Origin of the sequence: Cyclobacterium qasimii M12-11B (assembly GCF_000427295.1) — a bacterium.
Lineage (GTDB): Bacteria > Bacteroidota > Bacteroidia > Cytophagales > Cyclobacteriaceae > Cyclobacterium > Cyclobacterium qasimii.
Genome location: NZ_ATNM01000172.1, coordinates 1 through 12,647 on the forward strand (window position 1 = coordinate 1; position 12,647 = coordinate 12,647).

General features: G+C 39.9%; 11 protein-coding genes. 7 read left to right on the plus strand and 4 right to left on the minus strand.

Annotation, left to right across the window (positions count from 1 at the left end):
• Positions 1-47: 47 nt before the first annotated feature.
• The 4 genes from ADICYQ_RS21325 to ADICYQ_RS21340 all read right to left on the minus strand — a co-directional run bounded on the left by ADICYQ_RS21325 (position 48) and on the right by ADICYQ_RS21340 (position 4,877).
• On the minus strand, positions 48-1,346 hold the full coding sequence (locus tag ADICYQ_RS21325) for a hypothetical protein (protein ID WP_020891918.1): 1,299 nt from the start codon (positions 1,344-1,346) through the stop codon (positions 48-50).
• Positions 1,347-1,518: 172 nt separating this feature from the next.
• Positions 1,519-2,682, minus strand: a complete 1,164-nt coding sequence (locus ADICYQ_RS21330) for a DNA-binding transcriptional regulator (RefSeq protein ID WP_020891919.1) — start codon at positions 2,680-2,682, stop codon at positions 1,519-1,521.
• 3 nt (positions 2,683-2,685) lie between these two features.
• The gene (locus tag ADICYQ_RS21335) at positions 2,686-3,933 is read right to left on the minus strand and encodes an MFS transporter (protein WP_020891920.1); all 1,248 of its coding nucleotides are present in this window, start codon (positions 3,931-3,933) and stop codon (positions 2,686-2,688) included.
• Positions 3,934-4,019: 86 nt separating this feature from the next.
• Positions 4,020-4,877 (minus strand): ROK family protein, encoded by an 858-nt coding sequence (locus tag ADICYQ_RS21340; protein ID WP_020891921.1) that lies wholly within the window; start codon positions 4,875-4,877, stop codon positions 4,020-4,022.
• A gap of 576 nt (positions 4,878-5,453) precedes the next feature.
• Between ADICYQ_RS21340 and ADICYQ_RS21345 the strand changes: the two genes are divergently transcribed.
• From ADICYQ_RS21345 to ADICYQ_RS21365, 7 genes are all read left to right on the plus strand, one after another.
• Positions 5,454-6,314 (plus strand): purple acid phosphatase family protein, encoded by an 861-nt coding sequence (locus tag ADICYQ_RS21345; protein ID WP_020891923.1) that lies wholly within the window; start codon positions 5,454-5,456, stop codon positions 6,312-6,314.
• 384 nt (positions 6,315-6,698) lie between these two features.
• Positions 6,699-7,301, plus strand: a complete 603-nt coding sequence (locus tag ADICYQ_RS29410) for an exo-alpha-sialidase (protein ID WP_262485384.1) — start codon at positions 6,699-6,701, stop codon at positions 7,299-7,301.
• Entirely contained in the window at positions 7,292-7,801 is a 510-nt protein-coding gene (locus ADICYQ_RS29415) for an exo-alpha-sialidase (protein WP_020891927.1), read from the plus strand. Before ADICYQ_RS29410 ends, ADICYQ_RS29415 begins: the two co-directional genes overlap by 10 nt.
• A gap of 13 nt (positions 7,802-7,814) precedes the next feature.
• Positions 7,815-8,864: a polysaccharide deacetylase family protein gene (locus tag ADICYQ_RS21355; protein ID WP_020891928.1), complete on the plus strand. Its 1,050-nt coding sequence runs from the start codon at positions 7,815-7,817 to the stop codon at positions 8,862-8,864.
• A gap of 73 nt (positions 8,865-8,937) precedes the next feature.
• Entirely contained in the window at positions 8,938-9,567 is a 630-nt protein-coding gene (locus ADICYQ_RS29075; protein WP_020891929.1) for an exo-alpha-sialidase, read from the plus strand.
• A 54-nt stretch (positions 9,568-9,621) separates the two neighbouring features.
• Positions 9,622-10,041, plus strand: a complete 420-nt coding sequence (locus ADICYQ_RS29080) for an exo-alpha-sialidase (RefSeq protein WP_235114847.1) — start codon at positions 9,622-9,624, stop codon at positions 10,039-10,041.
• Between the two features lie 239 nt (positions 10,042-10,280).
• Complete coding sequence (locus ADICYQ_RS21365; RefSeq protein WP_020891931.1) at positions 10,281-12,524, plus strand: ligand-binding sensor domain-containing protein; 2,244 nt, start codon at positions 10,281-10,283, stop codon at positions 12,522-12,524.
• Positions 12,525-12,647 lie beyond the last annotated feature (123 nt).

Below are 12,647 nucleotides of genomic sequence, written 5' to 3' on the forward strand. Positions count from 1 at the left end.
TTTTTTATATCATCTCTCAATGGAGTTCTTGAGTTGGGTATTTTGGCTTAGACCCAATCAAATCTTTTTTGCATATGAGACATTTCTCCATGGCTGTTTATCAAAATTAGCGTAAGAATAGCCAATATGACAAAAATGAGCAAAAGGGCTTTTCTCCAGGTTTTAGACAGGGCTGGGCGTTCCTGAAAGGAAGGGCTATACTTTGGAATTAAGACAAGTATAATGATGAAATTGACAATGTAAAGGAATTGCTCTATTCTATAGAAGCTTAAAAAGGAGCCTGTTATAAAAATGGTGAACAATATGTAAGTACCGAAAAAGGTTTTAAAAACCAATGATATCTCCTTGTAACTGATCTGTTGGATTTGAAGCCCTCTTTTACCTGAGAACAATTTTATCCAATAGATGGCTAAACCCAGGAAGACGATAAGGGCAATTAACTGAACAGCAAGCATCCAGGTTTGGGGCTGGCTAACAAAAGCCCCCAAAGTATCGGAGAAATCCTTCATTATAAAAGATTGTTGCCATACAAAGAATGGAATCAGCAGTAATAGGCCAACAGCAGGAATAGTGAGGTTGCTAGTTGTAAATTTAGTAGTGGCTTTCTCTTCCGGCCATTTTGAGGTAAATGTTCCATAGGCCATCCCTGCTCCACCAAAGAACCCAAGAGAATATTCCATCACGTTCCACATGTTGAAGGGGATTTCGGCAACATTTCCAAGAACATGTAGAAAATTACCAAAAGCGAAACCAAAGCCCCCTCCCAATCCTGAATATACAGCCACTCTCATGGCGCTGTATTGTTTGGTTCTTGCCATATAATACAACATGGCGATTCCTGAGCCAGCACATATCCCCCAGGCTTCTGAACGTGGAGGGGTCATTTCAAAACCCAGTTGCTCAATGATTAAAAAATAAAAGATGATCGCACCCACCGTCATTTCAATAACTACCTGGTGCCATTTAATTTTCTTTTCAGGATGATCTGCCAGTACTAAACCAAATAGGCCACCTCCGATTAATCCGTAAAGGCCCCCAACCACTAATAAGCTGGCTAAACCGTAGTATACGTTAATAAAATCTATGCCTCTTCCGTACCCGACAAGGATACCGTAACTCATCATGCCACCAAATCCCCAGCCTAAAGCGCCTGCAAAGGCAGCCTTTATGGCCTTATTATACCAATTTTCTTTTTTTGCCAATAGTATGATACTCAGGCAACCTATACCTCCTGCCCATGCTGCACCTTGTTCATGCCCGAATTGTCCACGAATGGCCCAGGCCGTGGCCAAAGCCATACCAGCGATAATGATCGAAATGATTGTGTTTTTATCTAAATGTTTCATACAGGGTATTAGGGTAAGAGTTGATAATTGATACAGGCATTAATATCCTATAATACCCTAGGCTCCTGAAAAGTACCATTCCTAACAATGGCTTTTTATGAACGGTAACAATTAATTATTTCGTCAGGGAGAGTCTAAAAGAAATTTATGACTGCTGAAGCTGGAAGTAGAGCTATTTTCCAGCGAGGTACCTCTTTCGGTATTCTATAGGGTTACACCCCTTTACCTGCTTGAATTGGCGGGCTATGTTTTTACTATCATTTAATCCCAAATCCATAGCAATTTCAAAAACCGTCTCATCCGTTTCGAGAAGTTTTTGGGTAAATTTTTCAATACGTAGGTTGAAAATATATTTGTAAATGGGGTACCCAGTAATCTGGAGAAACCGTTTTTCCAGGCTTCTTCTGGAAAGAGGCACCTGCTTTACTACCTCATCTACCTGAAGATTTTTTTCTATGTTTTTATGGATAAATTTTAAGGAAGAAGCAATGTGATCATCGTTGGTAGCATAGATATCAGTAGACTGGCGGGTAATGACTTGCGTTGGCTTTACCAGGATATCATAAAAATTTGATGCACTGGTTCTGATCATTTGCTCCATCAGCTTGGCAGTATCATAGCCACCTTTTTCTATGTCCAGACCGATACTTGACAGTGGAGGGTCAGACAATTCACACAGCATTTCATCATTGTCTACGCCCAACACCGCGACTTCTTCTGGTATTCGGATTTTATTTTGTTTACAGGCCTCTGTAATGTGTAAACCCTGATTGTCATCACAGGTCATCAATGCAATTGGTTTCGGCAAGGACAAGAGCCATTTGCTCAACGAGTTGCTTTTATAATACCATAAATCTGTGGAACGGGATTTTCTATGTTCAAAGTAATTGACTTTGTAACCCATGGCATTGACTTCTTTTTCGAAACCTTCTGCTCGTTCTCGGGACCAGACAATGTCTTTGAACCCATAAAAGGCGAAATTTTTAAAGCCTTTTTTCAAAAAATACTGAGCCCCGATTTCACCCGCTTCATGGTAGGAACCTGTGATATTGGGAATTTCAGTAAACCGTTCTTTAAAGTCTTGTGCCACCACAGGGATTTTAGAGGCGATGAGCGATTCCAGGTCAATTTCATTGTATAACTGACCAATTATCCCATCTGCTCCCCAATCTTTTGCCCATTCAAGTATTCCTTTGATGCCAATGGTTTCCCTGTAATATAGCGGCATGCGACAGTAGGTCCATGGGCCATGTTCTGTAGAGTACTTGGAGATCCCTTTTAATAAACTCTTGCTGTACTCTTCGGCAAAATCGAGGAGCAAAATTATCTTATACATGTATTACTTAAAGATATCCTTCAAACTTTTAGTAGCATTGGTGACCAAAGGTTTGGCCCAAATTCCTATGCTCAAGATATATCCTAAAGTAAACAAAAGAAATAACATCGACAATTTTAATCCCACAAGTTCTGCCAAGCCACCGATTACCAGAGGCACTATTGCACCTCCAGCTATACCTGTGCACAATATCCCTGAAAAGGTACCATGGTGCTGAGGTACTGAATTGAGAGCCAATGAAAAGATAATAGACCACATGACAGAAGCGAAAAAGCCAGTCAAAGGAAAGGCGATCAAAGCAATTTCAGCAGTACCAAACAGACCTGCAAGCAATGAAATAATTGCTCCTATAGTGAAAAATATCAAAACTGTTCGGCTGTCAAAGAATTTCAATAAAGCCAGCCCTAACAAACAACCGATTGTTAACAAACCCCAAAAATAGGAAATGACAATAGCCCCTGTAGTAGATGGGTCTATGCCATGGTAAGATTGAAGGAATTTTGAAATCCAGTTGGCAATGCCTTGCTCTGTGCCCACATAACAGAATATCCCTAAGAAATATAACAACACATATTTATTGGCTAATAGGTCTTTAAAGGCTACACCTACATCAATTTTCTCATCCGCTTTGAGTTCTACTTTTGGGAATTTGGCGAAATAAACGATGATGACCATAAGAAAAGCAATGGCTGCAAATACCCAATACAAAGAAACCCATTTTAGGTCTTCAGGAACCATAGGGTTTAAAAACGAAAAAAGAAGGGAATCGTTTGTCGTATGAATATTTGTAACCAAATAACTGTAAAGCATAGGGCTAAGAAAAGATGCCGCCCCAAAGGCCAGCTGCCCCATCACTGAATTAAAAGCAAAATGTTCTTCACCTCCAGCAGTTCTTAACAAAGGATTAATGACTACCTGAAGTACTGCCATCCCAATCCCAATAATAAATAAAGAGATCAAAGCAACCGAAAAGCCAGGGATAAATGCAAACAGAAGGGCACCAATAAAAGCCATGGTAAAGGCGAATATTAGCATTTTCTTTTCTTTGTATTTCTCGACTAAAATCCCGGAGGGAATAGACATCACGGCATAGGCAACAAAAAAGGCGAAAGGTAAAAAACCTGCCAGACCAATACTTAGAGTGAAACTATCAATAATATCAGGAATAATCGGCCCAAGAATATTGGTAAGAAATGAAATGACGAAAAAAATCAATAAAATTAAGGCAACAATCAGTGTGTTTTTTTTCATGTCATTAAATTATTGAGCGTAACAATTCTATTCGTTTGATAATTTACTGGTTAGCATTGATCGTTTAACCAACACAGTTGATGATTTTATAGTACTTTGCTAGTATGTTTGATTGATAAGTCCACAAGTGCAGCAGCGCCCAAGAGTGCAATATCTGCATTTTTGGTCAAATGTATTTTTAATTTTTTCACAGACTCTGGATAAATGTAATTGCTAAAGGTTGCGCGCATGGCTTCCTCAAAAAACGGGTAGGCGTTTGCAACAGAACCTCCAATCACAATGGCTTGGGGATCATAAGTATACATGACCACTTGCACAGCAGCACCAAAGTGTTTTCCAAAAGTATTCCATTGGGCCAAGGCCTCCTTGTCTCCGTTTTTAGCGGCTGTGAAGGCGTCTAATGCAGTAGTTTGGTATTCAGCACTAAAGAAATTTCCACTGGCATAATATTCAATATTATGTTCAAGGTATGGAATTAGGCCGATTTCTCCAGCTCCACAATTTACGCCAGCATAGAGCTTGCCCTCAATAATTATTCCTGAGCCCAAGCCTGTTCCTATGGACATCCCTACCATATTGCTGTAATTTCTGCCCATTCCGAATTTGTATTCTCCAATGGCAAAACAATTGACATCGTTGTTGACAAATACTGGAAGGTTAAATTCCTTTTCAAGAATGTCTTTAAGTGCCACCTTGGTCCAGGAAGGAATATTAGTCACATTATAGACTATTCCTTCTTTTACATCTACTACCGATGGTACGCCAATACCTATGCCATCTACATCATATGCTGTAAGTGGTTCAATAAATTTTATGACCTGGTCAAGTGTGGATTGAAGGTTGTCTTTTTCTTTCAAAAGCGCTTTTGTCTTATGAATGATTTTGCCTTCGTGCTCTATACCTACCTGGATTTTAGTTCCTCCTAAATCTATTCCTATGTTCATTATAATAAGTCGGGTATCTTTAAAAAAAAATCAACGACAAATATATCTTAATTTTAACCTTTTAACAATCAATAATAGAATTTTAGGTCAAGTTTAAGGTTTATTAACTAGCTGAAATACAGCAAATAATCAGTAGATATATGTGTTGAGATTCAAGAGGTATACTTGAAAAGTTGCGTTAAGGCTATTTAAGAGCTATTGTTTTTTTCAATAGTACAAAACGGTAAATTGTTGTAATGTAATTGAGAATTACGATTGAGGATGGGTATGTCTATGTTAAAAATGAATGCTGAACCCGGATTGGTCAATGGGATTTTCCTACCTTATTTTAGGAAATATTGCAATCAAAAGGTAATTGAGCTATTTAGATATTGATGACTGGAACTGTTTTGGTAAAATCGAAGGTATTACCAATTGATAGTTTTAGAAGTGATTTCAAAATGCAATAGATTGTCTATTGCCAATTTATTTTAGGGGAATAGCATTGGTTATGATTAATCCACTGTACACCGATTGAATAAGTGTTTTTATATTTTTATAACTAAATAACCTGTACTATATTTAATTAAATCCAGAATGATGAAAGAAAGAATTAAAACATTATTTATTATTGGGTTCTTTTGCCTGCTCGGTTTGTCTCCTTTAGCGCTTGTCGCTCAGGAAGAACCAAGTGGAATCTACCTCACATGGCAAGAAGACCCCACTAGTACCATTACGATTGATTGGCACCTTAAAAATGGCACTAGTCAAGCACTTTCTTATCGAAAAAAGGGTACTGATAATTGGGCTGAAGCAACTAGTAATGTAACTGATTTTCCTTTCTCAGACCGTAAAATCCACAGGGTTTCCCTGAAGGGTCTTTCTGCTGACAGTGCTTATGAAATAAAATTTGATGCCAAGGGTAAGGTTTATTATTTCAAGACCATGCCGAACGATATCTCCAGAAGTCCCATTAAGTTTGCGATAGGAGGAGATACCATGCATGATAAGGCTGTAATGGAAAAGACCAACAGACAGGTCCTGCCTTATAACCCAGATTTTATAATTATTGGAGGAGACCTGGCTTATGGCAATGGAGATGGTAAAAACGTAAACAGGTGGTATGATTGGTTTGATGCTGTTAAGAATACTTTGATTCAGGAAGATGGACGTATCATACCCATGATGTTAGGAATAGGAAATCACGAAGTGAAGAGTGGTTACAATGATGAGGACATCCCTGAACATTTGAAAGTTGAAAAAAGAAAAGAGAGTGCTCCATTTTACTTTAACCTTTTTGCATTCCCCGGACAGCCAGGGTATGGCGTACTGGAATTTGGTAAATACCTAAGCTTTATCTTCCTGGATTCAGATCATACCAATGCAATAGATGGGCCACAGAAAGATTGGTTAGCCCGTGAACTTGCCATTCAGAAAGAAAGGAAACCTCACATGTGATGGCTGTTTATCATGTTCCAGCTTACCCTTCAGCGAGAGCCTTTACAGGTACTACTCAAACCATGATTAGGGAACATTGGGTGCCTTTATTCGAAAAATCTAGTATACAGTTAGTATTTGAAAACCATGATCATGCCTATAAACGGACCTATCCAATAAAAACAACAATGTTGATGAAGATGGAATCGTCTATATAGGTGATGGATCCTGGGGGACTAGACCTAGAACGGTTCACGATGCTGAAAGTACCTGGTACTTGCAGACTTCTCAATCCGTGAGGGCCTTCACTTTGGTGACCCTTCAGGGCAAAAGCTTTAACATTCTTACAGTAGACGAAGACGGAAAAATCATCGACAGTTATCCAAATAATCCATTGATAAAACCATGAAAAATTCTCAGAAAGTAATTAGTTGTGCGCTTTTCGCACTTATAGTGTTCCTTAATGCCGCCTGTGGTGGTGGGAATAAATCAGAAGTAGTCACAGAAGAGGTCGAAAGTACTAAGGTGGCCACTCTTGTAACGGAAGATTATGAACATATCTTCGGTGAGGACAGGCCATTTGCGCAATGCCATGCCTCAACCATTACCGGACTTGGTGATGGGAATTATTTGACAGCCTGGTTTGCAGGATCCTATGAAAAACACAATGATGTTGGAATTTGGATCTCCAAAGGCAACCCTGGAAATTGGTCAGAACCAGAACTACTTGTAAAAGTAAGAAATGAGCCACACTGGAACCCGGTTTTATTCAATGCTCCGGATGGTAAAGTTTATTTGTACTTTAAAGTAGGTAAAGAAATTGATTATTGGGAAACATGGGTTCAGTATACTGAAGATGGTGGCGTTACCTGGTCTGAAGCCAAAGAATTGGTTCCAGGTGATAAAGGAGGACGTGGCCCAGTAAGAAACCATATGCTGGTTTTGTCTGACGGAACATGGCTTGCCCCTGCATCTGATGAAAAAATAAAGTCTGGACTGTGTTTGTAGACAGGTCTGAAGATGGAGGAAATACCTGGGAAGCTACTGACAAACTAGAAATGGACAGAACAGTAATTACTGAAGAAGGTGTTATTCAACCTGCTCTTTGGGAGTCAAAACCTGGACATGTACACATGTTGATGAGAAGCAGTTCAGGGAATATCTGTCGATCAGATTCTGAAGACTACGGAAAAACCTGGTCAGAGGTGACAGAAATAGAATTGCCAAATAACAACAGTGGAATTGATGTTGCCCATATTGAAGGAGAAAAGATTGCTTTGATTTATAATCCTGTAGCTGAAAACTGGGGAGATCGTTTCCCAATTTCCATTGCTGTTTCAGAAGACAACGGCAAAACCTGGCCTTTAAAATTTGAAATTGAAAAAGGCGATGGCGAAGATGAACTGTCTTATCCTGCCATGTTTTATGAAGATGGCCATTTGGTCGCTTGCTACACTTGGAATAGACAAACTGTCGCATTCTGGAAAGGAAAGCTTGAAGGGATTTAAATCTTGATAGCCTATGAAAATTTCAGTTTGGAACTTATTAATTCTACTATTAATCTATCAACCGGTATTTAGCCAACAAGAAATGACATACGCTGAAAAACTAGGCTACCCTAAGGGGAAAAAAGTAGTCATCTTTCATGTGGATGATGCAGGAATGTCTTTTGAGTCAAATGAAGGGGCCATCAAATCCATCCAGGAAGGTGTCGCTACATCTTGCAGTATCATGATGCCTTGCCCATGGGCAGCAAGTTTTGTGAAAGAGGCACTTAAAGAGCCATTGGATGCAGGACTTCACTTGACCTTGACTTCAGAGTGGACAGATTTTCGTTGGCCACCAGTTGCTGGAAAGGCTGCCGTTCCTGGTCTGGTTGATGAAGAAGGTGCCATGTGGTCTTCAGTAGAAGAGGTTGTCGCCAATGCTACTCCAGATGAAGTCGAAATAGAAATTCGTGCACAGATTGATCGTGCCTTGTCACTAGGGTTAAAACCCACCCATATGGATAGCCATATGGGTACATTGTTCTATCATGCTCCATTTCTAGAGCGCTACATAAAGGTGGGAATTGAATATGGTATTCCTGTCATGTTCCCTGGTGGGAACAATAAATTGCTTGGTCTTTCGATGAACAACAACATCATCAAACAATTGAAGAAAGAAGGAAAGTATAAGGAGGGCATGAAATTACCTGGCAATTCACTTACGGAGAAGGCGCCTATGGTAGGGCAAAAAATCTGGGATGCAGGATTACCCGTCTTGGATGACTTACATTCAATAAGTGGGAGCTGGTCACCAGATTATGAAGTGGATGATAAGGGATTAGGTGCTTATAAAGTAGAGAAGTGTAAAGAGTTATTGACCTTAATGGAACCTGGCTTGGCCATGGTAATTGTTCACAGTATAGGCGATAGAAAAACCTTTGACAGAATCAGTGGCTCAGGAGCCTCTAGATATGCCGACATGCTGGCCATGACATCTCCGGACCTTCAAAAATTCATTGAAGAGGAAGGGATTATATTGACCACATGGGCGGAAGTTATGGAGAGAAGAAAGAAAATAAAATGAAGAGATTAGTATTTATAGGCTTGTTTTACTTAATACCGCTGCTTTTGGACAATACATTCCTAAGGAGAAGGTGGTGGAAACTGAAAGTTTGATTTTCCCTCTGCAGCAAAACCATGTACATGGGAGTAGTATCGTTGCATTGCCTAATGGGGATTTACTTACAGCTTGGTTTGAAGGATCAGGAGAAAGGAAAGCAGACGATGTTCGGATAATGGGGGCTAGACTTAGGAAGAAAGAAACCACGTGGGGCGAGCCTTTCTTAATGGCTGACACTCCAAACCTTCCAGACTGCAACCCTGTGCTTTTTCTTAATCAGGAAGGCAAGCTTTTTCTGGTATGGATTGCTGTGCAGGCCAACCGTTGGGAACAGTCCATATTACGCTTAAGGACTAGCTCAAGTTATGACAATGCAGGAGCACCAATATGGAGCTGGCAAGATAATATTTTGCTCAAACCAGGGGAAGAATTCCATCAGGAAGTGGTCAAACGCTTTGAGGAATTGCCTGATAATAATGCTGGCTGGTCTGAATATGCACCTCTTTATGATGACATGATCATCGAAGCAAGCAAGGACAGTAAGAAATCCAGTATTGGATGGATGACAAGAATTAAACCTCTTGTTCTTCAATCGGGAAGAATTCTTTTACCACTTTACTCGGATGGTTTTAACTTTTCCATGGCGGCCATTTCAGATGATGATTGAGCCACTTGGATTCCTAGTAAACCAATAGTCGGCAGAGGGCCTATTCAGCCGGCACTGAGCCAAAGGAAAAGTGGGGAAATTATGGCAATAATGAGGGATAGTGGAGATGCGCCAACCAGGTTGCATAAAAGCTATTCTACCGATGAGGGGATGACATGGACTGCTTCCGAAAAGTCAAGCATACCCAATACTGCAAGTGTGGAACTGCTAGAGTTGGACAACGGATTGTGGCTGTTCCTTGGCAATGACATTGATGATGGTAGGTACCGTCTTTCCCTATACATTTCTGGTGATGAGGGACAAACCTGGAGAAGTAAAGTTTATTTAGAGGATGAGAAAAAAGATTTTGGAGGATTTTCCTATCCTTCATTGATTCAAGATGGGAAAGGAATGGTGCACATTACTTATTCCTACCATCTCGAAGAGGGTGGGAAATCCATCAAATATGTAAAAATTGATCCAAATAATTTCTAATTGAAGTAGCCCATCTTTATTAAAAATTGTATTATAATTAACTTAATCACTTACTGGTATTAAGTAAGCTTGATTTGGCTTTAGTAGTTAGGTTAGGTAAGTTTTGTCCGCTCATGTTTTAACAACGGGGCGGACAAATTTATTTATTGGCCTTATTCAGGGTTTACATTTCAATATGAATCTCTCATAGTCGCAAGATGGATTCACCAGTCTATTTTTATCAACCATATTATTTTACAATGAAATACTTACAGTCAAAGCTTCTTATTCTTGTTGGATTGCTTTTGGGCTTGTCAGAAGTTCACGCTCAGCAATTGCCATCAAGTAGTAAAAGGACCCATCAGGATGTCCCTTTTGTGCAGGAATATAGTATCAAATATTATTCAGATGAGCAGTCAGCAGACTTGGAAAAGGTTTTTGCTGACAGAAATGGTACCGTCCAGATTTTAGGATCAAAAGGGTTATTTAGAACCCATGCAGGAGCCTTCTTATATCCTGGCAGCTTTACGCCAGACAAGACCTACCTGGCCATGAAAGATAAAAACGTTAGCAGTATTGCTACGGTGGAGGATCAGTTTGTTTACCTGGATGACAAAGCAGTATTTAGCAATGCTTGGGCGGGAACGCTTTACTTAAAGCATGAACTTCCGGGAGCCAAACATTTTGCCCATGGAGAGGATTTCACTTTTTTGGTGTCAAATGGAAGCAGTATTCACCTTGTAAACCAGGAAGGGATTCTCTATAAAGGAAAGATCAGTGGATCACCTGTGATAGGCATTTCCTATGATATGGCTACAGGGAGGTATTTGCTTTTGGCCGAGAACAAAGTGATGGCATTTTCTGCGGACAGCAAAAAGCTTCAAACCTTAACTGAAGGGTCAGGTTTTACCAGTTTTGTGGTTAGGGAAGGAAAGAACAAGCTTGCGGTAGCTACTACAGATGGCTATTTCGAATGGGACCTTTTTGCAGATAAAAAGGTTGGCGCAAAAAACAATGCTTTGCCTTTGCCATCCTTGACCAGTCTTACCGAAATCAATGGTTTACTTTGGTTTGGTTCTGAGAGAGGTGCATTTATGCAAAAAGAAGATGGTGGTTTTAATTACTACTTTGGAGAAAGATGGTTGCCAGGAGACAAAGTATTTCATATAAGCCAAAAAAACGAGGACGAGGTACTGATACTAACGGACAAAGGGCTAGGCAAACTTGTGTTTATGTCACAGACATTGGCAGAGAAGGCAAGCTTTTATAGTAAACAAGTAAGAGACCGACATATCCGTCATGGATTCAATGCAACATTGGTTCAGATGGAAAAAGGCAATGTAAATAGTGGTAGAATAAAGGATTCCGACAATGATGGGCTTTGGACTTCCATGTATTTGGGTGGTGAAGCATTCCGCTATGCCGCCACAGGATCTGCTGATGCTTTACAGAATGTAAAGGAGTCTTTGGATGCCATGGAAAGACTTTATACCATTAATGACATTGAAGGTTTTCCTGCCAGGTCTTTTTCCAGAAGTGGTTTCAAAGACCAACTTGGAGGATCTGTTCATTGGCAAGATGCTTCGGATCCTGAGTGGGTTTGGAAAGCAACGACGAGTAGTGACGAAGTAATCGGACATGTTTTTGTCTTTGGAGTAATCGCTGAATTGGTAGACAATGAAGCATTGCGCCAGCAGGCCATTGGTCTATTGGATCAATTAATGACTCATATTGTCGAAAATGACTGGTACTTAATCGACTTTGATGGCAAACACACGACCTGGGGCAGGTGGAATCCTGAATATGTAAATGGATTCCCTACAATGGTTGGTGACAGGAAGTTAAACTCTTCAAATATCGTCGCTATGTTGCAAACGGCCTATCATTTTACGGGAAAGGAAATTTTCAAAAAAGAAGCTTACAAGCTTATGGACAAACATGGCTACCTGGAAAACTTGATGCGTCCAATGGAAGGTATCGGAAAAGCCAAAGAGGGTAGTGATGATTGGGCTGCAATGCTATCAGAATCATGGAATCATTCCGATGATGAGATGTATTTCCTAGGTTATTGGGGTTTGTACCGATATGCATTTACAGATGAATTAAAAGAAAAATACAAAGAGACTATTTTGGATCACTGGGAGGCAGAGCGTCCTGAGAAAGATGGTTTATGGAATATTTTTGGTGCCTTGGTGGATAGAGAAAACTTTGACTTGGAGGAAGCTGTTTGGTACCTTCAGGAGTATCCCCTGGACATGATCAGCTGGGATGTAAAAAATAGCCACAGAAAAGACATTGAATTACTGGAAGCAAATTTCAGGAACCAAGCTACTAAAGAGGTGCTACCTCCAGATGAATTAAAACTTCGAAGACACAATGGTAACAGGTTTGACCTCGACGGTGGAAACAAAGGAATGGAAGAATATAGCGCTGGAGATATTTGGCTTTTGCCTTATTGGATGGGTAGATACCTTGGCGTAATTAGTGATCCTGCCTCTAAATAAGGCAGCAATAGAAATAGTCCATCTATAATTAAATGGGTATTACTAAAGAATGGATCTTTTCTCTTTGAAGAGATGAATTAATTTTAGATTAGGTATATAGATTTGTCCGTTTTTGTTCAATAG

Coding starts and splice junctions, on each gene's coding strand:
- ADICYQ_RS21325 (WP_020891918.1), bottom strand. CDS start 1,346: ATGAAACATTTAGATAAAAACACAATCATTTCGATCATTATCGCTGGT.
- ADICYQ_RS21330 (WP_020891919.1), bottom strand. CDS start 2,682: ATGTATAAGATAATTTTGCTCCTCGATTTTGCCGAAGAGTACAGCAAG.
- ADICYQ_RS21335 (WP_020891920.1), bottom strand. CDS start 3,933: ATGAAAAAAAACACACTGATTGTTGCCTTAATTTTATTGATTTTTTTC.
- ADICYQ_RS21340 (WP_020891921.1), bottom strand. CDS start 4,877: ATGAACATAGGAATAGATTTAGGAGGAACTAAAATCCAGGTAGGTATA.
- ADICYQ_RS21345 (WP_020891923.1), top strand. CDS start 5,454: ATGATGAAAGAAAGAATTAAAACATTATTTATTATTGGGTTCTTTTGC.
- ADICYQ_RS29410 (WP_262485384.1), top strand. CDS start 6,699: ATGAAAAATTCTCAGAAAGTAATTAGTTGTGCGCTTTTCGCACTTATA.
- ADICYQ_RS21355 (WP_020891928.1), top strand. CDS start 7,815: ATGAAAATTTCAGTTTGGAACTTATTAATTCTACTATTAATCTATCAA.
- ADICYQ_RS21365 (WP_020891931.1), top strand. CDS start 10,281: ATGAAATACTTACAGTCAAAGCTTCTTATTCTTGTTGGATTGCTTTTG.